General features: G+C 73.6%; 20 protein-coding genes. 13 read left to right on the forward strand and 7 right to left on the reverse strand.

What is annotated here, in order from left to right; translation table 11 throughout:
* The first annotated feature begins 53 nt into the window (after window positions 1–53).
* On the forward strand, window positions 54–989 hold the full coding sequence (locus GEV10_01125; GenBank protein ID MQA77080.1) for a sulfotransferase: 936 nt from the start codon (window positions 54–56) through the stop codon (window positions 987–989).
* 95 nt (window positions 990–1,084) lie between these two features.
* Here the strand turns inward: GEV10_01125 and GEV10_01130 are convergent, their stop codons facing one another.
* The 5 genes from GEV10_01130 to GEV10_01150 form a co-directional block, all read right to left on the reverse strand.
* On the reverse strand, window positions 1,085–2,380 hold the full coding sequence (locus tag GEV10_01130; GenBank protein MQA77081.1) for a DUF58 domain-containing protein: 1,296 nt from the start codon (window positions 2,378–2,380) through the stop codon (window positions 1,085–1,087).
* A gap of 1 nt (window position 2,381) precedes the next feature.
* Entirely contained in the window at window positions 2,382–3,452 is a 1,071-nt protein-coding gene (locus GEV10_01135; GenBank protein ID MQA77082.1) for an AAA domain-containing protein, read from the reverse strand.
* A gap of 94 nt (window positions 3,453–3,546) precedes the next feature.
* Window positions 3,547–4,992, reverse strand: a complete 1,446-nt coding sequence (locus tag GEV10_01140) for a DUF4350 domain-containing protein (protein ID MQA77083.1) — start codon at window positions 4,990–4,992, stop codon at window positions 3,547–3,549.
* Window positions 4,698–5,345, reverse strand: a complete 648-nt coding sequence (locus GEV10_01145) for a DUF4129 domain-containing protein (protein MQA77084.1) — start codon at window positions 5,343–5,345, stop codon at window positions 4,698–4,700. Before GEV10_01145 ends, GEV10_01140 begins: the two co-directional genes overlap by 295 nt.
* Window position 5,346: 1 nt before the next feature.
* Window positions 5,347–6,462: a hypothetical protein gene (locus GEV10_01150; protein MQA77085.1), complete on the reverse strand. Its 1,116-nt coding sequence runs from the start codon at window positions 6,460–6,462 to the stop codon at window positions 5,347–5,349.
* A 276-nt stretch (window positions 6,463–6,738) separates the two neighbouring features.
* On the opposite strand from GEV10_01150, the gene GEV10_01155 reads away from it, so the two are divergent.
* Genes GEV10_01155 through GEV10_01165 form a run of 3 tightly spaced genes read left to right on the forward strand, consistent with a single transcriptional unit; the run spans window position 6,739 to window position 10,828 of the window.
* Window positions 6,739–7,416 (forward strand): response regulator, encoded by a 678-nt coding sequence (locus tag GEV10_01155; GenBank protein ID MQA77086.1) that lies wholly within the window; start codon window positions 6,739–6,741, stop codon window positions 7,414–7,416.
* A 20-nt stretch (window positions 7,417–7,436) separates the two neighbouring features.
* Window positions 7,437–9,092: a HAMP domain-containing protein gene (locus tag GEV10_01160; GenBank protein ID MQA77087.1), complete on the forward strand. Its 1,656-nt coding sequence runs from the start codon at window positions 7,437–7,439 to the stop codon at window positions 9,090–9,092.
* Window positions 9,089–10,828, forward strand: a complete 1,740-nt coding sequence (locus tag GEV10_01165) for a hypothetical protein (protein MQA77088.1) — start codon at window positions 9,089–9,091, stop codon at window positions 10,826–10,828. The genes GEV10_01160 and GEV10_01165 overlap by 4 nt, the downstream gene beginning before the upstream one ends.
* On the opposite strand, the gene GEV10_01170 is transcribed toward GEV10_01165, so the two are convergent.
* On the reverse strand, window positions 10,816–13,590 hold the full coding sequence (locus tag GEV10_01170) for an AAA family ATPase (protein MQA77089.1): 2,775 nt from the start codon (window positions 13,588–13,590) through the stop codon (window positions 10,816–10,818). The two genes, GEV10_01165 and GEV10_01170, sit on opposite strands and share 13 nt — an antisense overlap.
* Before the next feature lie 87 nt (window positions 13,591–13,677).
* On the opposite strand from GEV10_01170, the gene GEV10_01175 reads away from it, so the two are divergent.
* From GEV10_01175 to GEV10_01210, 8 genes are all read left to right on the forward strand, one after another.
* Entirely contained in the window at window positions 13,678–14,088 is a 411-nt protein-coding gene (locus tag GEV10_01175; GenBank protein ID MQA77090.1) for a DUF4440 domain-containing protein, read from the forward strand.
* Window positions 14,085–14,882 carry a glucose 1-dehydrogenase gene (locus GEV10_01180; GenBank protein ID MQA77091.1) on the forward strand — a complete coding sequence of 266 codons (798 nt, stop codon included), beginning with the start codon at window positions 14,085–14,087 and terminating at the stop codon, window positions 14,880–14,882. Before GEV10_01175 ends, GEV10_01180 begins: the two co-directional genes overlap by 4 nt.
* Complete coding sequence (locus GEV10_01185) at window positions 14,879–15,694, forward strand: hypothetical protein (GenBank protein MQA77092.1); 816 nt, start codon at window positions 14,879–14,881, stop codon at window positions 15,692–15,694. Before GEV10_01180 ends, GEV10_01185 begins: the two co-directional genes overlap by 4 nt.
* A gap of 37 nt (window positions 15,695–15,731) precedes the next feature.
* Window positions 15,732–16,124, forward strand: a complete 393-nt coding sequence (locus tag GEV10_01190; protein MQA77093.1) for a hypothetical protein — start codon at window positions 15,732–15,734, stop codon at window positions 16,122–16,124.
* Window positions 16,070–17,872 (forward strand): alpha-N-acetylglucosaminidase, encoded by a 1,803-nt coding sequence (locus GEV10_01195; GenBank protein ID MQA77094.1) that lies wholly within the window; start codon window positions 16,070–16,072, stop codon window positions 17,870–17,872. Before GEV10_01190 ends, GEV10_01195 begins: the two co-directional genes overlap by 55 nt.
* Window positions 17,873–18,090: 218 nt before the next feature.
* Window positions 18,091–18,765: a ComF family protein gene (locus GEV10_01200; GenBank protein ID MQA77095.1), complete on the forward strand. Its 675-nt coding sequence runs from the start codon at window positions 18,091–18,093 to the stop codon at window positions 18,763–18,765.
* A 194-nt stretch (window positions 18,766–18,959) separates the two neighbouring features.
* Window positions 18,960–19,718, forward strand: a complete 759-nt coding sequence (raiA, locus tag GEV10_01205; protein MQA77096.1) for a ribosome-associated translation inhibitor RaiA — start codon at window positions 18,960–18,962, stop codon at window positions 19,716–19,718.
* Entirely contained in the window at window positions 19,468–20,481 is a 1,014-nt protein-coding gene (locus tag GEV10_01210; GenBank protein ID MQA77097.1) for a response regulator, read from the forward strand. Before raiA ends, GEV10_01210 begins: the two co-directional genes overlap by 251 nt.
* Window positions 20,482–20,531: 50 nt before the next feature.
* Here GEV10_01210 and GEV10_01215 read toward each other — a convergent pair whose 3' ends face one another.
* Window positions 20,532–22,091: an MFS transporter gene (locus tag GEV10_01215; GenBank protein ID MQA77098.1), complete on the reverse strand. Its 1,560-nt coding sequence runs from the start codon at window positions 22,089–22,091 to the stop codon at window positions 20,532–20,534.
* A gap of 70 nt (window positions 22,092–22,161) precedes the next feature.
* Between GEV10_01215 and GEV10_01220 the strand changes: the two genes are divergently transcribed.
* Entirely contained in the window at window positions 22,162–22,749 is a 588-nt protein-coding gene (locus GEV10_01220) for a TetR family transcriptional regulator (GenBank protein ID MQA77099.1), read from the forward strand.
* Window positions 22,750–22,857 lie beyond the last annotated feature (108 nt).

The raw sequence follows: 22,857 nt of genomic DNA on the forward strand, positions 1-22,857 counted from the left end.
CGCAACGCGACCGGCCGGTCATCGTCCTGGGCTGTCCGCGGTCGGGGACGACCATGCTGCAGCTGATGCTGCACGCGCACCCGCGCCTCGCCGTCCCGCCGGAGACCCGCTTCGTCGAGCGGACCTACTTCGCGCGGCGGACGTTCGGCGACCTGCGCGACCCGGACAGCAGGCGCCGGCTCGCCGAGTCGATCGTGCGGCCCGCGGACACGAGGTTCGCCCATCTGCGACTCGACGCCGATGAGGTCACCGAGCGGATCGTGGCGGCACCGCCGACCGTCGGGTCCGCGTGCGCGGCGGTGTTCGAGGCGTACGCGGAGCGCTTCGGCAGGCCGCGCTGGGGCGACAAGCGTCCCGGCTACCACAACGTCGTACCGGTGCTGCGGCGGATGTTCCCCGACGCCGTGTTCGTGCACCTGCTCCGCGACGGGCGTGACTGCGTCGCCTCGCTCAAGCGCGCATCGTGGTGGAGGCGCTCGACGTACGGGTCGATCGTGAGCTGGATGGACGCCACCCGCAACGCCGGGCATGCCGCGCGAACGCTGCCGTCCGACGCGTTCCACGAGCTGCGGTACGAGGATCTCGTCGCCGATCCGCCCCGCGTGCTCGCGGAGCTGTGCGACTTCCTCGGCGAGGACTACGACGAGGCGATGACCCGTCCCAGGGACCTCGCCGGCGTTGCCGTGCCGACGCGCAAGATGCGGGTCGAGGGCACCTTGCGCGACGTCTCGACCGCGTCGATCGGCAACTGGCGGCAGGTGCTCGATCCGTGGGAGGTCGAGCTGTGCGAGGCCGTGATGGGGGACCGGCTGAGCGGCCTCGGCTACGAGCTGTCCGGAGCTGCGCGCCCCGACGCCGCGCACCGCCGTCGCTACCTGCGGGCCGCCGCCGCCACCCGCGCCCGCCGGTACCGGACGCTCGCCGCCGACCGCCTCGACCTTGCCCTGCACCGCCCCGCGATCGCGGCGTCCCCGGTGCGCCCTCGCTGATCACGTTAACGTGATCAGCACCGACTTCACCTCGTCCCTGCGCTGGGTGAAGTCCACGTTGATCACGTTAACGTGATCAGCAGGGCCCCCCGGAGCTACAGGCGGCCCGCCGCCTTGAGGGCGATGTAGCGGTCGGCGAGCGCCGGGGCGATCTCCTCGGGTAGCGCGTCGACGACCTCGGCGCCGTGCCGGCGCAGCAGCGCGGTGACGTGCCGGCGCTGCTGGCCGGTGCGTTCGGCGGACGCGGCCTCGTAGATGCCGGGCGCCTCGCCCCGCCGGCGCTCCATCTCGCCGACGTGCGGATCGGTGACGGCGGCCACCAGCACCAGGTGCTTCGCGGACAGCAGCGGCAACCGTGGGATGAGGCCGTCCTCGAGCGCGCTCGCCGACAGGTCGGTGAGCAGCACCACGAGGCTGCGCTGGCGCGCCTTCTCCAGTGCGACGGACGTCAGGCCGACCGCGTCGACCTCGATGAGCCGCGGCTCGAGCAGCGCCATCGCCTCGACCACGGAGTTGAGCACCTTCGCGCGGGAGGCGTGGCGCACCTGCGCGCGCACCTCGCGGTCGTACGCGACGAAGTCGACCCGGTCGCCGACCCGCGACGCCAGCGCGGTCAGCAGCAGCGCCGCGTCCATCGACGCGTCGAGACGCGGGATGTCGCCGACGCGCCCCGCGGATGTGCGGCCGGTGTCGAGCACGATGAGGATGCGGCGGTCGCGCTCGGGACGCCAGGTGCGGACGACGACGTCGGACCTGCGCGCCGTCGCACGCCAGTCGATCGAGCGAACGTCGTCGCCGACGACGTACTCGCGCAGCGAGTCGAACTCCGTGCCCTGACCGCGCACCCGCGCGGCCTGCCTGCCGTCGACCTCACGGAGCTTCGCCAGCTTGCCCGGCAGGTGCCGGCGGCTGGGGAACGCGGGCAGGATCCGGGCGGTCCACGGCACGTGGTGCGACCCCTGCCGCGCCGCGAGCCCGAGCGGTCCGTACGCCCGGACGGTGATCCGCACGGGATGCCGGTCGCCGCGCCTGGTGGGATTGAGCGTGGTGTCGAAGCGCCGCTGCTCCCCGGCGGGGATGTCGACGCGGTGCCGGCGCGGCGCGGATCCCGCGCTCGGCGGCCAAGCGTCGCGCAGCAGTCCGCGGACCCGTCGCCGGCCGGGGTTCGCGACCGTGAGCGTCACCGTCGCGGTGTCGTCGAGCCGGCAGGACGTGTCGCCCGAGCGGGAGATCCGCAGCTGCGAGACGCTGCCCGCGAACCAGAGGTCGACGCAGACGAGCACCAGCAGCAGCCCCCACGCACCGGCGAGCACCCACCAGCCGCCGGGGACGACGAGGACGAGAGCGGCGCCGACGAGCGCCGCGAGGGCAACCCTCCCGGTCAGGGCCACGTCAGCGCGGGACGGGCACGGTGGCGAGGATGCCGTCGAGGACGCTGTCGCTCGTGATGCCCTCGAGCTCGGCCTCCGGTCGCAGCTGCACCCGGTGCCGCAGCGTCGGCCGCGCGAGCGACTTGACGTCGTCGGGCGTCACGTAGTCGCGGCCGGCCAGCCACGCCCATGCCCGGCTGGTGGCGAGCAGCGCCGTCGCGCCGCGCGGCGAGGCGCCGAGCTGCAGGGACGGTGACTGCCGCGTCGCACGGCACACGTCGACGACGTAGCCGACGACCTCGGGGCGCACGGTGACGCCGCGGACCGCACGCTGCCCCGCGGCGAGCTCGGCCGGGCCGGCGACCTTGCGCACGCCCGCGGCCTGCAGGTCGCGCGGGTCGAAGCCCTGGGCGTGCCTGGTGATCACGTCGATCTCGTCGGCCCTGGTCGGCAGCGGCACGGCGAGCTTCACGAGGAACCGGTCGAGCTGCGCCTCGGGCAGCGGGTACGTGCCCTCGTACTCGACGGGGTTCTGGGTGGCCGCGACGAGGAACGGGGAGGGCAGCGCGCGCGGCTCACCCTCGACCGTCACCTGGCGCTCCTCCATCGCCTCCAGCAGCGATGCCTGGGTCTTCGGTGGTGTCCTGTTGATCTCGTCGGCGAGCAGCAGGTTGGTGAAGACGGGCCCTTCGCGGAACTCGAACTCCGCCGTCTTCGTGTCGTAGATGAGCGAGCCGGTGACGTCGCCCGGCATCAGGTCGGGCGTGAACTGGACGCGCTTCATCTCGAGCTCGAGTGTCGCGGCGAGAGTGCGGACCAGCAGGGTCTTGGCCACGCCGGGCACGCCCTCGAGCAGCACGTGGCCGCGGCAGAGCAGGGCGATCACCAGGCCGGTGACGACCGCGTCCTGGCCGACGACGGCCTTGCCGACCTCCTCGCGTACCGCGGCGAGCGCGTCGCGTTCGGGGCTCGACACCTCGACGGCGGGTGGCTGGTACGCCTGGGCAGGTGCCTGTGGCGGCGGGCCCTGTGGTGGCGGCCCCTGCGGTGGCGGTCCCTGGGGCGGCGGTCCCGCGGGTGGGCCCGACGGCATCCCGGGAGGCCCGTAGGCAGGCCCGTCCGGCTGCGGTGGCGTCGTCACAGAGGTCGTCCCCTCGGCATTCGTCTGGGTGGGTGATGGTACGGGGTCACGATCGGCGGACCTCGCTCTCCAGCGCGTCGAGGTCGTCCGCGAGACGCACCAGCGTCGCGTCGTCGGGTGGGGCGCCGCCGAACAGCAGCGCGGCCACCGGGGCCGGATCGCGGTCGACCCGTCCGGCGACGGCCGCGACGACGGCCTCGGGGTCGCTGCCGCGCGGGAGCCGCAGCAGTGGGCGCATCCGGGAGACGGCGCCGCGGCGCATCGCGTCGGCCGCGCGTTCTCGCGCGCGCAGGGACCGGTACAGGCGCGCCCGCCCCTCGGTCGTCTCGGTCGCACGGACCACGACGGGCAGCCGCTCGGTCACCACCGGGCCGAGGCGCCGCGCGCGGGAGAGCGCGAACAGGACGAGGGCGGCGATCGCGCCGAACGCCGCGATGCGTGCGGGCATCGGCACCAGGCTCGCGAGCGATCCGGTCTGTCCCGACGGGGCGTCGTCGGGACCGGGCAGCAGCCAGACGAGGTCCTCGTGCTGGCCCAACAGGTTGAGGGCGAGGGCGGCGTTGCCCTCCCGCGCGAGCCCGCCGTTCTGGAACGGGAACGCCGACCCGACGACGGTGATGGTGCGGTCGCCGTCGCGCACCTGCACGAGCGCCGCCGCGTCCTCGCCCGACGGGTAGCACGTGGTGCCGCCGGAGGTCGTGCGGTAGGAGGCCTGGCCGCCGAGCTCGGCGGCGCCGGCGCGCGTCGCGGCCGGCAGGTCGCACTGCGGCGCCAGCAGCGTCTCGTCGGACGGCGCCGCCGTCGAGGTCTCGACGAGGGCGGTGATCTGGGCGAGGCGGGAGTGGTACGGGGCGAGCAGGACGAGGTCGGCATCGGAGTCGGCGACCGCCTGGGCGGACTCCTCGGACAGGAACAGGGTCTCGGCGACGACGAGGGTGGTGCCGGCGCCGGCCCGTTCGACGGCCTCGCGGGTCGACGTCACCTCGTCGACGCCGACGCCGCGGTCGTCGAGCAGCTGGGCGAGTGCCCGGGTGCCCGACTCCTCCGCCGACTCCGTGGAGAGCGGCTCCTCGCTCCGGTCGCTGCCGACCAGCAGCACGAGGCCGACCGTCACGAGGACGACGAGCGCGAGCACGAAGAGGACGATAGGCCGCGCGTTGCGTGCGGCGGTGCTGGTCGACGGTGTGAGTGAGGTGCTCAAGTGCAGCCGGCTCCCGCTGTGGCGGTGGCGAGGGCGGGCTTGGCGTCGCGGACGCGCTCGTCGACCCGGGTGATCTCGTCGTACGAGGTGCGGCTGCCGCTGCGTCCGCCGTACCAGACGTCGTCGAAGATCCGCGCGGCCGCGCGCAGCTCGTCGACGTGGCCGGGCAGGCTGCGGGCGGCGTCGGTGGCGACCTCGTCGGCGGTACGGCCCGGCCGGCGGTCGAGCAGGGCGCGCTCTTCGAGGCCGAGTGCGATCGCGCGCATCCGGGCGCGGATCGCCTCGGCCCACTCCTCGGACCCGGCATGACGGGTGGCGGCGGCGCGCTGCTCCGCCGCGGTCATCGCCCCGCCTGTCTCGAGGAGCGCGGCCCTCGCCCGCCGCTGGGTGCGCTGCACCGTGCCGGCGCGACGCCAGATCAGGACGACCACCAGCACCACGAGCGCGACGAGGACGGCGATCCCGACCCACCCGCTGACCGTGGTGTCCTCGGTGGCGCTGAGGATCTTGTCGATGAACTCCGTCAGCCGCTCGAGCCAGCGTTCGAAGGGCGTGGGCTTGGCGTCCTGATAGATCGCCTTCCGCAGTTCCTCCTGCGCGGCACGCCGGGCCTCGTCGCGACCGATCACGATGGGCACACTCATGTCAGCCACCCGCCCTCACGCCCGGAGGCGGGACGGGCAGTGGCCGCGGTGGCATCGGGGGAGGCCGCACCGGACGCCTGCGGGGCTGCGGTTCCGGCGGCCGCCGGTCCGTGGGCGCGGCGAACGGGGTCGCCGGACCGATCAGCGTGAACTCGACGGGGAGGTCACGCAGCCGGCCCGAGGTGCGCGCCTCGCCCAGCGTCAGGTCGAGTCCCTCGGCGCGCATGCGCTGGTCGGCGTACGCGACCGCGGAGATCACCGACAGGAAGGGGGTACAGACCGTGCCGATCATCAGACCGCCGAGGAACGTGGCGATGAGGAGGATGACCGTCAGGGTGGTGGGGGAGAACGCGATGCTGAACGTGTACGCGAGCAGGCTGGCGACCGAGTAGAGGCCGCTGGAGATCGCGGCCCACAGCAGCAGACAGATCAGCATGGTGAGGCCGAAGACACCCGTCGCGCGCCAGCGTCCGGTGGAGGTGACCTGCCACGAGCGTGCGATCCCGCGGGCCACGTGGACGCGTTCGAAGACGATGGCCGCGGGCGCGAGCCACACCTGGGCGTAGAAGAACGCCGTCACCACCGCGAGCAGCACGACGGTCGCGAGATAGAGGTACGGTCCGACGGCGGGGATCGCGCCCGCGAACGCCGCCACGCCGAGCAGCAGGAAGGGCACCACCGAGGCGGCGCTCAGCATGAGCGCGTAGAGCACCAGCCAGCCGAAGCTGCGCTTGGTGTCGTGCCACACGGCACGCAGCGGAGCCGGCCGGCCGAGCATCGCCCGCGCGACCGTGCCCGACATCAGGGTGCTGAACGCGGCGACGGCCGCGAGCTGGAGGAGGCTGCCGACCGACTGGGCGCCGATGAACCCGAGCGTGGCGAGACTCGCGGCGAGCATCTGCGCCACCGGGTCGTCGTTGGAGAAGATCAGGGCGGCGAGCACACCGGCGAGGGCCAGGCTGACGACGAGCGCCGAGGCGTACATCAGTGCCGAGGGGCCCAGGGTCACCCGCGGGTAGGCGCGCATCGTGGTCACCGCGGCGTCGAGAACCTCGCCGACGCCGAGCGGACGCAGCGGGAAGACGCTGCGTCCCACCGGCGGTTCTCCTGCGGCCATGCGGCCATCCTGGCATGCCGGCACCGTGGCTGGTGACGTCGCATGCGACGGGTGTTACCGGGGCGTGCTGTACGGCGCGGGGCGGTCGTGGTACACAAGGGGCTGGGTCGGTCTCGGGGTAGTCCGTGTGTGTGTGTTTCCCCTACTTTCCGACCCGTTCACGCCGGGACGGTCAGGCGGCAAACCAGGGCTGTCCCGGCGTTTCCTCATTCCCACGCGACCCGCTCCGAGCGGTGCGCTGCCTCATCTCGGCCTCGAAAGTGAAACTATGTGCCCATGAAGGGACGCGTCCTGGTCGTCGACGACGACCCCGCACTCGCCGAGATGCTCGGCATCGTGCTCAAGAGCGAGGGCTTCGAGCCGCACTTCTGCCCGACGGGTGACAAGGCGATCGACCTGTTCCGAGAGACACGACCCGACCTCGTCTTGCTCGACCTGATGCTGCCCGGCAAGGACGGCATCGACGTCTGCCGCGAGATCAGGGCCGAGTCGGGCACGCCGATCGTCATGCTCACGGCGAAGAGCGACACGGTCGACGTCGTGCTGGGACTCGAGTCGGGTGCCGACGACTACATCGTCAAGCCGTTCAAGCCGAAGGAGCTCGTCGCGCGGGTCAGGGCGCGGTTGCGGCGTTCCGACGACCCGTTGCCCGAGGTACTCCAGATCGGTGACCTCACCATCGACGTGGCGGCGCACGAGGTGCGTCGCGACGACAGGTCGATCGGGCTGACCCCGTTGGAGTTCGACCTCCTCGTCGCGCTCGCCCGCAAGCCGCGCCAGGTGTTCACCCGCGAGGTGCTGCTCGAACAGGTGTGGGGCTATCGTCACGCCGCGGACACACGCCTCGTCAACGTCCACGTGCAGCGGCTCCGGTCGAAGGTCGAACGCGACCCGGAGAACCCGCACATCGTCGTCACCGTTCGCGGAGTCGGTTACAAGGCCGGCCCCGCCTGACCGATGTCCCAGGGGGAGACGTGACCACGACACGGCGCACGAGCCGTGGCCGTGCCGGCGCGTTGCCCCGGGCCGTCGGTCGTCGCACCGGTGCGGCGGCACGGTTCGTCGCGGTCTCCTGGCGCCGGTCCCTGCAGCTCCGCGTGGTCGGCTCGACGCTCGCGGTCTCCTGCCTCGTCGTGGTGCTCCTCGGCTGGTTCCTCGTCGCCCGCATCGAGGAGGGGCTGCTCGCCGAGAAGGTGAAGGCCGCGACCGAGGAGGCCTGGTCGGGCGCGCTCTACACCCAGGGCCAGCTCACGGCCCTCGGCGCGAGTGACCCGCAGGCGCTCGAGTCGCTGCAGGCGGGTCTCGTCACCGAGCTGGCCAACAGGGGTGGCACGGCCGGGCGCTACGCCATCGTCGTCCGCGCATCGACCCGTGACCTGCCGCCGGGAGCGCACCCGGCGCGGGCGACCGGCGGGGTCGATCTCGACAGCGTCCCGTTGTCGCTGCGGAGCGCGCTCGACACCACCCGGCCGCTCCAGCAGCGCTGGACCTACACGGCGATCACGTACAACGACCGGCGGGAGACCCAGCCGGGCGTGGTCGTGGGCACTCGGGTCGGGCCCTGGCAGCTGTACTACCTGTTCCCGCTGGAGCAGGAGCAGGACACCCTCGCGCTCGTCCAGCGCACCGTCGCGCTCGTCGGCGCCGCGCTCGTCGCGTTGCTGTGCGCGATCGCGTACCTCGTCACCAGGCAGGTCGTCACGCCGGTACGCATGGCCGCGCAGATCGCGCAGCGGTTCGAGGCGGGCAGGCTGACCGAACGCATGGCCGGCAAGGGCGAGGACGACCTCGCCCGGCTGGCCACGTCGTTCAACTCGATGGCCGCGAGCCTGGAGCGCCAGATCGGGGAGCTGGAGGAGCTCGGTCGCGTGCAGCGCCGGTTCGTCTCCGACGTCTCGCACGAGCTGCGCACCCCGCTCACGACGGTGCGCATGGCGGCGGACATGCTCTACCACGCGAGGGAGGGGTTCGACACCGACGCGGCACGTGCCGCCGAGCTGTTGCAGGCGCAGCTCGACCGGTTCGAGTCGCTGCTCGCCGACCTGCTGGAGATCAGCCGCTACGACGCGGGCGCCGCGAGCCTCGATGCGAGCGCGTGCGACGTCCGCGACCTCGTGCGTTCGGTCGTCGAGGCCGACGCGCCACTGGCCGAGCGGAGCGGCAGCGAGATCACGCTCGTGCTCCCCGACGAGCCCTGCATCGCCGAGGTCGACCCCCGCCGCGTCGACCGCATCCTGCGCAACCTCGTCGTCAACGCCGTCCACTACGGCGAGGGCCATCCGATCGAGATCCGCGTCGCGTCCGACGAGACCGCCGTCGCCGTCGTCGTCCGCGACCACGGCGTCGGGCTCGAGCCCGACCAGGTGCGGCGGGTGTTCGACCGGTTCTGGCGCGCCGACCCCGCACGGGCCAGGGGCGGTGGCGGCACCGGTCTCGGCCTCTCGATCGCGCTGGAGGACGCGCGGCTGCACGCCGGCTGGTTGCAGGCCACGGGGGTACCCGGCAACGGCGCGCTCTTCCGCCTCACGCTGCCGGTGTCCGCCGGCGAGGAGCTGCGCGGGTCACCACTGTCGATGGACCTCCCCGGCATGCCCGTGGTCGTCAGGGACGACGTGGAGGTCGCCTCATGACCCGTCGCCGACTCCACCTCGTCGCCGCGGTCGCCCTTGCGGCCGCCGTCCTGGTGAGCGGGTGTGCGCGGATCCCGACGAGCGGGCCGATCCAGCCGGGCAAGGCCGGAGCCGAGAGTGCGGCGGGGCAGCAGCCCGTCCAGGTGTTCGCCCAGCCGCCGCGCAAGGGGTGGACGCCGTCGCAGGTCGTCGCCGGCTTCTTCGCCGCGATGGCGAGTCCCGCGAGCGGCCATGCGGTCGCCCGTTCGTACCTGACGCCGGACATCCAGAACGGCTGGCCGAACGGCAAGGACCCCGCGGTGGTCGTCTACACCCAGGACGAGGACTTCCGACTGGAGATCGGGCGCGACAACACGGTGTCGGTCACCGCCGCGCAGCAGGCGACCATCACCGCGAAGGGCGAATACCGGCCCTCGCCCGAGGGCTCGACCATGCACCCGGTCTTCCGCCTGCAGCGGGTGGCGGGCGAGTGGCGGATCGGCAGCCTGCCCGGCAACCTGATGCTGACCGAGACCGACGTCGTGACGGCGTACACCCCGTTCGACCTCTTCTTCTTCGGCAAGAGCGCCGACGTCCTCGTGCCGGACTCGATCGTGCTGTCGGCGGCCGACCAGGACTCCTGGCCCACCGACGTCGTCAGGGCGCTGCTCGCCGGACCCACCACGGCGGTGGAGCACGGTGTCGAGACGGCGATCCCGAAGGGCACCGTGCTCGAACGGGCGCCGGTGCTCGACGAGAACGGCACGATGACCATCTCGCTCGGCGGGGCCGCGAGCACCCTGTCCGGCAGCCCGCGGCGCCGGATGATCGCGCAGATCGCGGCGACCATGATGCGGGTCGACGGGGTGAGCCGCGTCAGCGTGCAGACCGGCACCGCGCTGGACGGTCCGACGGCCGACGCCGACGCGTACCGCCCGTACGAGGCGTCGAGCGTGGTGGCGAACCTGCGCGGCTACTTCGTGCGCGACGGCAGGCTGATGAGCATCGACACGGCGACGGCCGAGGTCGAGAAGCTCGGCGGGCCGCTCGGCACCGGCGCGGTCACCGTGGGCAGGCCCGCGGTCTCGCTCGACGCCAGGTCGGCCGCCTCCGTCTCGACCGACCACCGCATGCTGTCCGTGGGACCGTTGCGCACCAAGGGCAGGCCGACGCTGCTGTACCAGGGCACCCGCCTGTCGGCCGCGTCGTGGGACAGGAACGGCGACCTGTGGGTCGTCGACAACACCTCGCGCGGGCCGCGGGTGCTGCTGTTCACCGACGGCAAGGGCCGACCTGCCGAGGTGCCGGTGACCGGGCTGTCGCGCTCGACGCGGCTCGACGTGAGCGCCGTGCGGGTGGCGTGGGACGGCGTGCGCGTCGCATTCGTGGCGACCGGGGGCCCGGCGGGTCAGCTGGTCGTCGGCACCGTCGCGCGCGACGGCAAGAAGGTGACGGTCGGCGCACTGCGACCGGTGGCGCCGTCCCTGGTCGACGTCGGTGACGTGTGGTGGTACGACCACCGCAGCCTCGCCGTCGCCGCGGGGGAGCAGGGCAGCCAGCAGGTGACGTACGTCGCGTCCGTCGACGGCCTGTCGATCAGCAAGGCGTCGAGCGTCGGCAACCTCAGCGGTGTGGCCGCCGCGTACAACATGCCGCTCCTGGTGAGCGACCGCGACGGCGAGATCGCCATCTCCCAGCCCGACGAGTTCAGCTCCCGCCCCGCCGGCCGCGGCACCTCCCCGACCTACCCCGGCTGACCGGCGGCCTCGGCCAGGACCAGGCGGGTCAGCTCGGTGCGGGAGGTGACACCGAGCTTCTGGAAGACCTTGCGCAGGTGGTAGTCGACGGTGCGCGGGCTGAGGAAGAGCTGGGCGGCGATCTCGCGGTTGGTCGCCCCCTCGCTCACGACGGTGGCGATGCGCAGCTCCTGCGGCGTGAGCGTGGTGAGGGTGCTCGGCTCGCGCTGCCTGGCGGTCTCGCCCGTCGCGCGGAGCTCGTCGCCCGCCCGGTCGGCCCACACCGCGGCGCCGATGCGGCGGAACGTGTCCTGGGCGGCACGCAGGTGAGTGCGGGCGTCGGTGCGGCGTCGTTCGCGACGCAGGTGCTGGCCGTAGAGCAGTTCCGTGCGGGCGCGTTCGAGCGGGCTCCCGGTGCCGGTATGCAGCTCCAGCGCCCGCACGTACGCCTCCTCGGCGGCCGTCCCCGACGCGAGCAGTGCCCCGCACCTGGCCGCGAGCGCGAGCAGGTCGGGCGCGCCGGTGGCGTCGGCCCAGGTGGCGAACCGCTCGTACGGTGCCTGCGCGCGCTCCGGCCGCCCGTCGCGGACGGCGGCCTCGACGAGCTCGGGCACCGTGATGAGGACGAGGCCCGGGTGCACGGCGGTGCGGTCGCGACCGATCGCCTCGAAGTGCGCCAGCGCCTCGGTGGCACGGCCGGTGGCGAGGTCGAGCAGGCCGAGCGTCCGGTACGCGACCGCGGCCGTGCTGCGCAGGTCGCGGTCGTTCGCCTCGGCCAGCACCTCGTCGGCGAGCTCCCTGGCCCGCTCCTCGTCACCGCGCAGCGCGGCGAGCAGCGCGAGCGAGCTCTGGTGCCGGCAGGCGGTGCTCGGCTGCCCCGACTCCACCGCGAAGCGGTACGCCTCCTCGGCGTGGGCCTCCGCCGTCGCGAACCGGCCCGCCGAGATCTCGTCGCCGACGACGTACTCCAGGATCCAGGCGAGCGTGCCGGCGGCACCCGACGCGCGCGCCCTGTCGGCCGCCGTGCGTCGCATCCGCAGGGCGAGGTCGCGCAGGCCGATGCCGTACGCCATGCCGCCGGCCCACGCCATCGTCGTCGGATCGGTCAGGCGCTCCAGCGCCGCGACGTCGTCGGGACCGAAGTCGTGGTCGCGCCCGGCACGGGAGCGGCACGCGCCGCGGAACAGCCGGATGAGCAGGTCGGTGTCGCCGCCGGTGTTCGCGGGCAGCCGCTCGGCGAGCACGGTGATCTCGTCCCAGGCGGTGCCGGCGTTGGCGTGGAAGCCGGCCTCGCCGAACAGCATGAGCAGCTCGACCGCCTGCCCGGACTCGGCGCCGACCAGGTCGGGGAGCACCGGCAGCAGCCGGGCCAGGGCGTCGGCGGGACTCCCCGCGCGCAGGTCCATCAGCGTCTGCAGCGCTCTCAGGTCGAGGCGTTCGGCGGCGGCGAGGGACGGCATACGTTCCGCGCGGTCGAGCAGGGCGTGGGCGGACGTCGCGTGCCCGCCGCGCCACCAGGCCCTGGCCGCCGCCACCCACCGACGGGCGCGGGCGTCGTCGGACCCGCTCAGCGCCGCGGCCCGTTCGAGCGCCGCGGCGGCCGCCGCCGGACCACCGCGCCTCATAGCACGCTCGGCCGAGCGTTCGAGCTCGTCGGCAGCGGCGTCGTCCGGCCCGTCGCTCGCCTGCCCCAGGTGCCAGGCGCGGCGGTCCGCCTCGGCGGGGTCGGCCTCGAACGCCGTCGCGAGCGCGCGGTGCGCCGACCGCCGCTCCGCCTGACTCGCACCGTGGTAGATCGCGGACCTGATCAGCGGGTGGCGGAACGCCAGCGTCGCGCCGTCCGCCACCAGCAGGTCGTCGAGCGCCCCGGTCTCCAGGGGCTGCATCGGGACGGGTGTATCCCCGCCGTCGTACGTCTTGGCGGCCCGGCGGATCGCGTCGACGCGTCCCGAGCCGTCGGCGGCGACGAGCAGCAGCAGCCGCTGGGCGCCGGGGTCACGTCGGCGGGCGCGGTCGAGGAACGCCTGCTGCATCCCCGCGGCGAGAGGCGCGGGCTCGCCCTGCGCCGCGAGGGACCGCGGGACCGCCGGCAGCTCCCTGATCGCGAGCGGGTTGCCGCCGGTCGCGACCAGCAGCTCGTCGCGCTCCGCCGGGGACAGCCGCTCACCGCCGTGCTCGGCGAGCAGGGCGCCCGCGGACTCGCGGTCGAGCCCGGCGAGCGGCACGTCGACGAGCCCGGCGACGTCGATCGCGCGGCCCTCGTCGGCGCGCGCGGCCATCGCCAGCGCGATCGGCTCGGTGTCGAGCCGCCTGGCGACGAACGCGAGGACGTCCATCGACAGCGGGTCGGCCCACTGCGCGTCGTCGACCAGGCAGAGCAGCGGCCGTTCGCCGGCGGTCTCGGACAGCAGGGACAGGACGGCGAGGGCGACGAGGAAGCGGTCGGGCGCCGTCCCTTCCGCGCGCCCGAACACGACGCCGAGCGCACGCGCCTGCGGCTCGGGCAGCCGGTCGAGCGAGCCGAGGACGGAGAACATTAGCCGGTGCAGGGTGGCGTAGCCGAGGTCGGCCTCGGGCTCGACGCCGGCCGTCCGCAGGACGCGCATGCCGTCCGCGCGCTCCGCCGCGTACGCGAGCAGCGCGCTCTTGCCGATGCCCGGCTCGCCGTGCAGCAGCAGGCCGCCCCCGGTGCCGGCGCGGGCGCGGTCGAGGAGGGCGTCGACCGCCGCCCGTTCCCTCACCCGACCCCTGAGCACGCTGCGAAGGCTACGGGGCGCCGCCACCGGCGACCAGACCGGCGATCTCGCCGATTCGACGGACGGTCACCCGGTCCTAACGTTCGAGCCACGAACCGACGAGAGGAGATCGAGATGAACGTGAACGACGAGGTCACGGCCTTCCTGGTGGCGTTCGAGGAGGCCGAGCGGACCGGTGACACGGCCGCGCACGAGGACCTGCTGACCGACGACTTCGTCGCCGTAGGCCCGCTGGGGTTCCTGCTGACGAAGAGCGACTGGAAGGACAGGCACGGCGACGGCGGCGGCCTGACGTACGACAGCTTCGAGCTCGCCGAGCGCGAACTGCGGCAGTACGGCGACACGACCGTCGGCATCGCGATGCAGAGGTCGCCGGGGAACTACCACGGCAACCCGATCCCGTCCGCGTCGCGCGTGACGTTCGTCCTCGTGCGCGACACCGGACGGATCCGCATGGCCGGCATCCAGATGAGCTTCGTGGCCGGCACCCCCGGGGCGCCCCCGATCCCCGGCAGGCCGTCGTGAGGCGCCCATCGCTCACCGGCCGGGTCGCGATCGTGACCGGCGCGAGCCGCGGGATCGGAGCCGCGACGGCACGGGCGTTCGCCCGGGCCGGTGCGAGCGTCGTCCTCGCGGCGCGCGACGAGCAGGCGCTGGCCGCGGTGGCGGAGGAGATCTCCGCCACCGGCGGCCGGGCGCTCGCTGTCCCCACCGACGTCGGCGAGGCGGCGTCGGTGCGACGCCTCGTCGAGCAGACGCTCGGGGCGTACGGCCGCCTCGACGCCGCGGTGAACAACGCGGCGGGCGGGGGACACCGGCCCACGCCGCTGGCCGACGTGGCTGTCGCGGACTACGACAGCGCGCTGCAGGTGAGCCTGCGCGGCGTCTTCCTCGCCATGAAGTACGAGATCCCGGCGATGCTCGACGGCGGCGGCGGCGCGATCGTCAACATGGCGTCGACCGCCGGGCTGGAGGCCGTGGGCGGGCTGGCCGGCTACGTGTCGAGCAAGTTCGGCGTCGTCGGCCTCACCAGGACGGCGGCACTCGACTACGCCGGCTCCGGTGTCCGCGTCAACGCGCTGGCGCCCGGGCCGATCCTCACCGAGCAGCTCGGGCGGGCGGGGGAGCAGGCCCAGCGGGCCGCGGCCGCCGCGCTGCCCGTCGGGCGGCTCGGTCATCCGGACGAGGTCGCGGCGAGTGCGGTGTGGCTGTGCTCGCCCGAGTCGTCGTTCGTCACCGGGGTCACGCTCCCCGTCGACGGCGGCATGCTGGCCGGCATGCCGCCCTTCCAACGAACCATGAAGGAGAGGGCGTCATGAACGAAGAGATGGTCCTGAAGACGTTGCAGCTCACTCACCTGGAGAAGCTCTACGGCTACCTGCCGGGGATGGTCGACGCGCTGCCGTCGATCTTCGGCCTGGACAAGGACAGGTACGCCGAGCTGACCGAGGGTTTCGCCGTGCACGCACGGCAGGCAGCGCAGGAGCTGCTCGACGACGACGCGTTCGCGTCCGCCGTCGACGCACTGCCGTTCGCGCCGGGCCAGACCGTGCTCGCCGTCGGCGACAGCATGACCGACGACCTGCAGTCGTGGGCCGAGATCCTGCGGCACGTCCTCGAGCTGCTGCGTCCCGACGACGGCGTCCGCATCGTCAACGGCGGCCTGTCCGCACACACGACCGCGATGGTGCTGCGGCGCTGGGTGCCGACCGTCGCGCAGCGGCCGGACTGGATCATCTGCTTCCTCGGCGGCAACGACGTCACGCGCGTCGGCCCGGAGCCGACCAAGTCGCAGGTGAGCACGGCGGAGACGGTGGCCAACCTGCGGGAGCTGCACCGCATCGCCGCGGCGCGCGCCGACGCCTCGTGGGTGTGGATCACGCCTGCGCCCGTGCACGAGGAGCGTGTCGCCGCGTTCCCGCCGTTCCGGATGGGCGAGTCGACGTGGCGCAACGACGACATCGTCGCGCTCACCGAGGCGATGCGGGACTTCCCCGAGCCCGTCGTCGACCTGACGACCGTCTTCGGCGTCCCCGCCGCCGACGACCTGCAGGGCCCGGACGGTGTGCACGCCTCGCTCGCCGGCCAGCAGGCCGTCACCCGCGCGCTCGTCACCCGCCTCGTCTCGTAGGTTCTGTCGCGACGACGACGGGCGGCGGGAGGGGCACATGGGTGAGGTCGGCGTACCGGGGCTGCTGCGCCGGGTGCTCGGGGACCGGGCCGACCAGGTCGTGCTCCGTACGCTGCCCGCGATGGACGGCCGCGAGGCGTTCGAGGTCGACACCGACGCGGCGGGACGGGTCGTGCTCGCCGGCACCGGCCCGGTGGCGCAGGCGGCCGCCCTGCGCGCGTACCTGCGGGAGCGCTGCGCCACGCAAGTGACGACCGACGTCTCGCAGCCGGACCTGCCCGACCGGTTGCCCGGCGGTGAGCCCCTACGGCGCGAGGCCGCGTTCGCGCACCGATACCACTTCAACGTCGTGACCTATGCCTACACCGCCGTGTGGTGGACTGGCCGCGCTGGGAACGCGAGCTCGACCGGCTCGCCCTGCACGGGGTGAACCTGCCGTTCGTGCTCACCGGCCACGAGGCCGTGATCCAGCGCGCGTTCCGCGGCCTCGACCCGGGCCTGGACGACGCCGGCGTCCGTGCCTTCCTCGGCGGTCCGGCGTACCTCCCGTTCGTCACCATGGGCTGCCTCGCCGGGTGGGACGGGCCCGCGACGCAGGGCTGGGTCGACCGGCGCGCGGAGCTGGGCGCGCGGGTGATCGGCCGTGCGCGCGAGCTCGGCATGCGCCCGGTGCTCCCCGGCTTCGCCGGGCACGTACCGCAGCAGCTCGCCGGTCGTGCCTCGACCCAGGTCGTGGACTGGACCGGCTTCACCACCCACGCGCTCGACCCGACCGATCCTCTCTTCGCCGACCTGGGGGAGCGGTACGTCGCCGCGCAGCGTGAGCTGTTCGGCGGCACCGACCACCTCTACCTGGCCGACCCGTTCATCGAGTCGGTGCCGCCGGCGCAGACGCTCGACGAGGTGGCCGCGACCGCGGCGGCCGTGTACGAGGGCATGCGCCGCGGCGACCCCGACGCGACCTGGGTGTTCCAGAGCTGGCCGTTCACGTACCAGGAGGACTACTGGAGCGCGGACCGGATCCGCGCGTTCCTCGGCGCCGTGCCCGACGACCGGACGATCATCCTCGACCTGTGGTCGGAGCACCGGCCGGTGACGGCCGCGCTCGGCTCCGGCAAGCCGTGGCTGTGGTGCATGCTGCACAACTTCGGCGGCCGGCCGGGGATGTACGGCAAGCTCGGGACGGTCGCGACGGCACCAGCGGCGTCGGGTGCGGTCGGCCTCGGCGCCACCATGGAGGACGACCGCGGCGACCCGGTGCTGTACGAGCTGCTCGCCGACGTCGCCTGGTCGGGCGCGGTCGACCTCGACTCCTGGCTCCCCGGCTGGGTCGACGCCCGTTACGGCCGGGTCGACGCGGAGACGGGTGACGCGCTGCGCCGGGCGTGGGGGCTGCTGCGCGACACCGTGTACGCCGCCGACGCGCCTGGCCCGCCGGGCGCGGTGCTGCTGCGCAGGCCGGTGGCCGACGGCGACCTCGTGCCGGCGCCGTTCCTGCTGTCCGAGGCGCCGCGGTGGCGGCAGGTGCCGGACGAGCTGTGGACCGCGTGGGAGCTGCTCGCCGGGGCGGCCACCGCGATCGCCAGCACCGGCCCCGACGCGGCCCGGACCGCGATAGGTCGCGACCTCGCCGACGTCGCGTACCTCGTCGTCGGCACGCTCGGCGACCACGCGCAGGCCGAGGCGGCGTCGGCGTACCTCGCCGGCGACGAGGCCGCCTTCGCCGCGGCGGCACGCCGGTTCCTCACCGGCATCGAGGACCTCGAACGGCTGCTCGCCACCCGCCCCGAGTACCTGCTCGGCCGGTGGCTCGCCGACGCGGCCTCGTGGGGAGAGACCGGCGACGAGCGGCATGCGTACGAGGCCGACGCGCGCCGCATCCTGACGCTCTGGGGTCCACCCGACGGGGCGCTCGTCGACTACGCGCGGCGCGGCTGGTCCGGCCTGCTCGGGACGTACTACCTCCCGCGCTGGCGCCGCTGGGTCGACGCGCTCGGCTCGGCGCTGCGGGCCGGCCGCCCGGTCGACCCGGTGGCGTTCGACGCCGACCTGCGCACGTTCGACGCCGCCTGGGTCGAGGACGGCCCCGCAGCTGGAACCCTGCCGACCGAGCCGTCCGGCGACACCGCCGCCGTCGCCTGCGACCTGTACGCCCGCTGGCACTCCCGGCCGACTTGACATGGCACTACCGGCAGCTGAGCCACTTGACATGGCACTACCTGGTCGAATGCCACCTGCGTCCCGATTTGTCGCCGGTAGTGCCATGTCAAGTGAGCAACCTCCCCGGTAGTGCCATGTGAGGTGGCAACGACCCACGGTCCACAAATCGACCGCCGGGTCTCGTGCCGCGGGTACCTGCGGCCGACGGTACGGGTATGGACGACGCGAAACCCCGGCTGCTCGCCGGTCTCCTCGACCTGGTGCTGCCGCTGTGGTGCGCGGGCTGCGGGCGGGTGCCCGGCCGGCTCTGCGCCGGCTGCACCTCCCGGCTCGCCGCCCCGGCGTACGCGGCGGAGCCGCGGCCGCCGCCGCCGGGGCTCCCGCCGGTGTGGGCCGCGGCGCCGTACGACGGGCCGGTGCGCGCCGCGCTGCTCACCTACAAGGAGCGCGGCCGGCACGGGCTCGCCGGTCCGCTGGGCGCGGCGCTGGCACGTGCCCTGGCCGCGGCCGCGCCGTCCGATCACGCGGCGCCGGTGCTGGTCGTGCCCGTGCCCTCGACCCGGCAGCGACTGCGTGAGCGCGGGTACGACCCGCTCGCCGGGCTCGTCACCCGGGCGCTCGGGCACGCGCGCGACGGGCCCGACCGGTGGCGGTACGCGCCGGTGCTCCGCCACGTGCGGCGGGTCGCCGACCAGTCGGGGCTCGACGCGCGGGCCAGGTCTGCCAACCTCGCGGGTGCGCTCGGGGTCGCGCGGGCCGACGTCGGCGCGGTCGCCGGGCGGTCCGCGGTCGTCGCCGACGACGTGCTCACCACCGGCGCCACCCTGGCCGAAGCGGCACGCGCGCTGCGTGCGGCCGGCGCCGAGGTCGTCGGTGCCGCCGTCCTGGCCGCGACGCCCCGCCGGTTCTGAGCCGCGCGGGCGGGTTCTGAGATGAGGGGAAGGTTCTCCGTACGCTCTACTGACAGACAGCTTCTCGTGGGCTAGCGTTCGGTCATTGGGCGTTTGAGGCCTACGGTGAGTAGTCGGCACCAGGAGGTGGTCGCGTGTCGGTGACCGCTCAGCGGCGAGAGCCGGAGTGCCGGGCCCGTAGTCGGTTGGCGCGCATGCGCGCGGCCACACAGCACGATGCCCCGCGGGCTACCAGCGGAAACGGCCGTTCCTCACGCCCACCGGTCGAGTCGAGCATGTCGCGAGGAGGGGGATCGTCCGTGCAGATCGTTGTCAAGGGACGTCACGTCAAGGTGCAGGACCGGTTTCGTCGGCATGTGACCGAGAAACTGACCAAGGTGGAGCGGCTCGTCGACGGCGCCGTCGCACTCGACGTGCTGGTCTCGAAGGAACGCAACCCGAGGCAGGCGAGCGTCTCGGACAGGGTCGAGATCACGGCGCGCTCCCCCGGGCTCGTCGTGCGGGCCGAGGCGCGGGCCGCCGACCAGTACTCCGCCTACGACAGCGCGTGGGCGAAGCTGGAGTCGCGCCTGCGCAAGCTGAAGGACAAGCGCAAGATCCACCGCGGGTCGAGGTCTCCGGTGTCGGTGGCCACCGCGACGGCGCCGCTCGCCGACGGACTCGTCGAGCCCTCCGCCAACGGCACGTCACCCGGCGACGAGCATGACTCCGAGGACCAATCGATCGTCCCCGTCGAGATGGAAGGCGACGGTCCGCTCGTCGTCAGGGAGAAGTCCCACCCCGCGGGCCCCATGTCGATCGACCAGGCGCTGCTCGCCATGGAGCTGGTCGGCCACGACTTCTACCTCTTCCGCGACACCGCGACCGACAAGCCGAGCGTCGTCTACCGCCGGCGCGGCTACGATTACGGCGTCATCCGCCTCGAGGAGGAGCGGGCCACGCAGGAGGCGTAGGCGACTCGGCGCGCCCCGGCAACTGGGAAGGCTGACCTTGCAGACCCCGACGCAGGGCTCCTTGCCGACGCCCGCCGCCCCTGCGCCGGACGCGCAGACCGACCCGATCCGGGTGCTCATCGTCGACGACCACGCGCTGTTCCGGCGCGGCCTCGACCTCACCCTCCGCCAGGAGGGCGACATCGAGGTCGTCGGCGAGGCGTCCGACGGGCGCGAGGCGGTGCGGCAGGCCGTCGACCTGCTGCCCGACGTCATCCTGCTCGATGTCCGCATGCCGCGCGGACACGGCATCGACGCCTGCTCGGCCATCCACTCCGAGGTGCCGAGCGCGAAGCTCGTGATCCTGACGATCAGCGACGAGGAGGCCGACCTCTTCGAGGCGGTCAAGGCCGGGGCGTCCGGCTACCTGCTCAAGTCGATCCCCGTCGACGAGATCGCGTCGGCCGTCCGTGCGGTGCACGGCGGGCACTCGCTGATCCCGCCGTCGATGGCGTCGAAGCTGCTCACCGAGTTCGCGGCCATCGCGAAGCGGGCCGACGGTGCACGCCAGCAGCTGCCCGCCCCCCGGCTCACCGACCGTGAGATGCAGGTGCTCGAGCTCGTGGCGCGGGGGATGAGCAACCGCGACATCGCCGCCGACCTCACCATCTCCGAGAACACCGTGAAGAACCACGTGCGCAACATCCTCGACAAGCTGCAGCTCCACTCACGCATGGAGGCGGCGCTGTACGCGGTCCGCGCGAAGCTCTTCGACGCGCAATGAGCGCAGGCGCGTGGACCAATGAGCGCAGGAGCTGACGAGCGAGCGCGGATTCATGACACCGGCGCCGGCTCGTCGACGTCGGGTGAGACGTGCGCCGCGTCGTCGGTCCGGACGCGCCGCAGCCAGATCGCGGCCAGGACCGCTGCGACCGCGAGGCCGGCGGCGCTGACGACGGCGACGACCTGCATGCCGCCGACGAACGCCTCGCGCGCGGCCCGGACGAGCGCGCCTGCCAGCGGCTCGGGCAGGGAGTCGGCGACGTGCACCGCGCCACCGAGCGTGTCCCGGGCGGCCGACGCGACGTTCGCCGGCAGGCCGGCGGGTGAGGTGCCGGAGAGTTCCGACCGGTAGACCGCGGCGCCGATGCTGCCGAGCACGGCGATGCCCAGGGCGCCGCCCAGCTCGTTGCCGGTCTCGGAGAGCGCTGACGCGGCGCCGGCCCTGGTCGGCGGTGCCGTGGCGATGACCATGTCGGTGGCCAGGGTCGTCGCCATGCCGACGCCGGCGACCATGAGCGTCGCGCCGCCGAGCAGCAGGGCCACGTGCGACTCGACGTCGACGAGGGCGATCACGGCGAAGCCGAGGGCACAGACGGCGAGGCCGAGGCCGACGACCGTTCCCGGCCTGACCCTGCGCACCAGCATGGTCGCGACGGTGACGCCGACGAGCATGCCGGCGACCACCGGCAGGTTGCACAGGGCGGCGGTGAACGGCCGCATCCCGTGGACGAGCTGGAGGTACTGCGTCGTGTACAGGCCGGAGCCCGCCACCGCGAGGATGGCGATCGTGCCGGTGACGATCGAGATGCTGAACGCCCGGTGCCGGAACAGTCGCACGTCGAGCGCCGGCTCGCTGAGTCGGCGCTGGCGGACGACGAACAGCGCGCCCACGGCGAGACCGGCGACCAGGGAGGCGCCGGCCCACGGGTCCGCGCCGTGCTCGGCGAACCGCTTGACCCCGTAGATCACCGCGAGCACCGCGGCGAGTGACATGCCCGCCCCCGCGAGGTCGAAGCGTCCCGGGCTCGGGTCGCGGGACTCCGGCAGCAGCATCCGGCCGAGCACGAGGAGCAGCAGCATGACCGGGACGTTGACGAGGAACACCGAGCCCCACCAGAAGTACTCGAGCAGCAGTCCACCCGCGATCGGGCCGACCACGGCGCCCCCGGCGAACGCGGACGTCCATGCGCCGATCGCGGTGCGGCGCTGCCGCGGGTCGGGGAACATCGTGCGGATCAGCGACAGGGTCGAGGGCGCCAGCGTCGCGCCGGCGATGCCGAGCAGGGCCCGGGTCGCGATGAGCATCTCGGCGCTCGTCGCGTACGCCGCGATGACCGACGCCAGCCCGAACGCGACCGCGCCGGCGAGCAGCAGCCGGCGCCGTCCGATCCGGTCGCCGAGCGTGCCCATCGTGAGCAGCAGGCCGGCCAGGCAGAAGCCGTACACGTCGAGGATCCACAGCAGCTGACCGCTGCTCGGCCCGAGGTCCGCGCTCAGGAACGGCAGCGCCATGAACAGCACCGACAGGTCCATCGACACCAGCAGGGCGGGGAGGAGCAGGACGACCAGGCCGAGCCAGGCGCGCCGGCCGGCGCGGGTCGCGTTCGCCATGAGGGCGACTATACAAATGTCTATGACTTATGTATAGGACGCTTGTCTAGAAAGTCGCTACGATCGGCGCATGGGACACCGAGAGGACCTGCTGGTCGGCGCCCTGCGCTGCCTCACCGAGCGCGGCTACGCCCGCACGACCGCACGCGACATCGTCGCGGCGTCCGGCACCAACCTCGCGTCGATCGGCTACCACTTCGGCTCGAAGGACGCCCTGCTGTACGAGGCCCTGATGGCGATCTTCGACCAGTGGGGCGACCAGATCGACGTGGCCACGGCGGACGACGACGCGAGCCCGCTCGAGCGGTTCGGGTCGATGTTCGGCAGCATCGTGGCGTCGTTCGCGAACGGTCACGAGATGCTCGTCGCGAGCATCGAGGTGATGGCGCAGGCCGAGCGGGTGCCCCAGATCCGCGAGCACTTCCGCGACGACTACGAGCAGGCACGCGAGGAGCTGGCCGCCTCCGTGCTGGCCGACGCCGAGCCCGTGGACGACGAGTCCGCGCGTGCCGTCGGGTCGTTCGTGCTCGCCCTGCTGAACGGCCTCGCCCTGCAGTGGATGATCGACCCCGAGCGTGCGCCGTCGGGCGCCGACATGGTGACCGCGCTCCGCGTGCTCGCCGGTCGCGAGGCGAGCGCGGCCGGGGACGGGTCGTAACATCGCAGCATGACCGTGTTTCCCGCCGCCCTCCTCCGCTCCGCTCCTCGCTCACGCCCGCCGGGTGTCGCGCGTCCGGGTCGCGTTCTCGCTGCGATGCTCACTCCG

This window comes from Streptosporangiales bacterium (assembly GCA_009379955.1).
Classification (GTDB): domain Bacteria; phylum Actinomycetota; class Actinomycetes; order Streptosporangiales; family WHST01; genus WHST01.

Bases quoted from the DNA above. Each gene is read 5' to 3' on its own strand.
- GEV10_01150 (MQA77085.1), bottom strand. From the start codon at position 6,462: ATGGCCGCAGGAGAACCGCCGGTGGGACGCAGCGTCTTCCCGCTGCGT.
- GEV10_01190 (MQA77093.1), top strand. From the start codon at position 15,732: ATGGGTGAGGTCGGCGTACCGGGGCTGCTGCGCCGGGTGCTCGGGGAC.
- GEV10_01175 (MQA77090.1), top strand. From the start codon at position 13,678: ATGAACGTGAACGACGAGGTCACGGCCTTCCTGGTGGCGTTCGAGGAG.
- GEV10_01215 (MQA77098.1), bottom strand. From the start codon at position 22,091: ATGGCGAACGCGACCCGCGCCGGCCGGCGCGCCTGGCTCGGCCTGGTC.
- GEV10_01220 (MQA77099.1), top strand. From the start codon at position 22,162: ATGGGACACCGAGAGGACCTGCTGGTCGGCGCCCTGCGCTGCCTCACC.
- GEV10_01185 (MQA77092.1), top strand. From the start codon at position 14,879: ATGAACGAAGAGATGGTCCTGAAGACGTTGCAGCTCACTCACCTGGAG.
- GEV10_01145 (MQA77084.1), bottom strand. From the start codon at position 5,345: ATGAGTGTGCCCATCGTGATCGGTCGCGACGAGGCCCGGCGTGCCGCG.
- raiA (MQA77096.1), top strand. From the start codon at position 18,960: ATGCGCGCGGCCACACAGCACGATGCCCCGCGGGCTACCAGCGGAAAC.
- GEV10_01210 (MQA77097.1), top strand. From the start codon at position 19,468: ATGACTCCGAGGACCAATCGATCGTCCCCGTCGAGATGGAAGGCGACG.
- GEV10_01155 (MQA77086.1), top strand. From the start codon at position 6,739: ATGAAGGGACGCGTCCTGGTCGTCGACGACGACCCCGCACTCGCCGAG.
- GEV10_01165 (MQA77088.1), top strand. From the start codon at position 9,089: ATGACCCGTCGCCGACTCCACCTCGTCGCCGCGGTCGCCCTTGCGGCC.
- GEV10_01125 (MQA77080.1), top strand. From the start codon at position 54: ATGCTGCAGCTGATGCTGCACGCGCACCCGCGCCTCGCCGTCCCGCCG.
- GEV10_01135 (MQA77082.1), bottom strand. From the start codon at position 3,452: ATGCCGTCGGGCCCACCCGCGGGACCGCCGCCCCAGGGACCGCCACCG.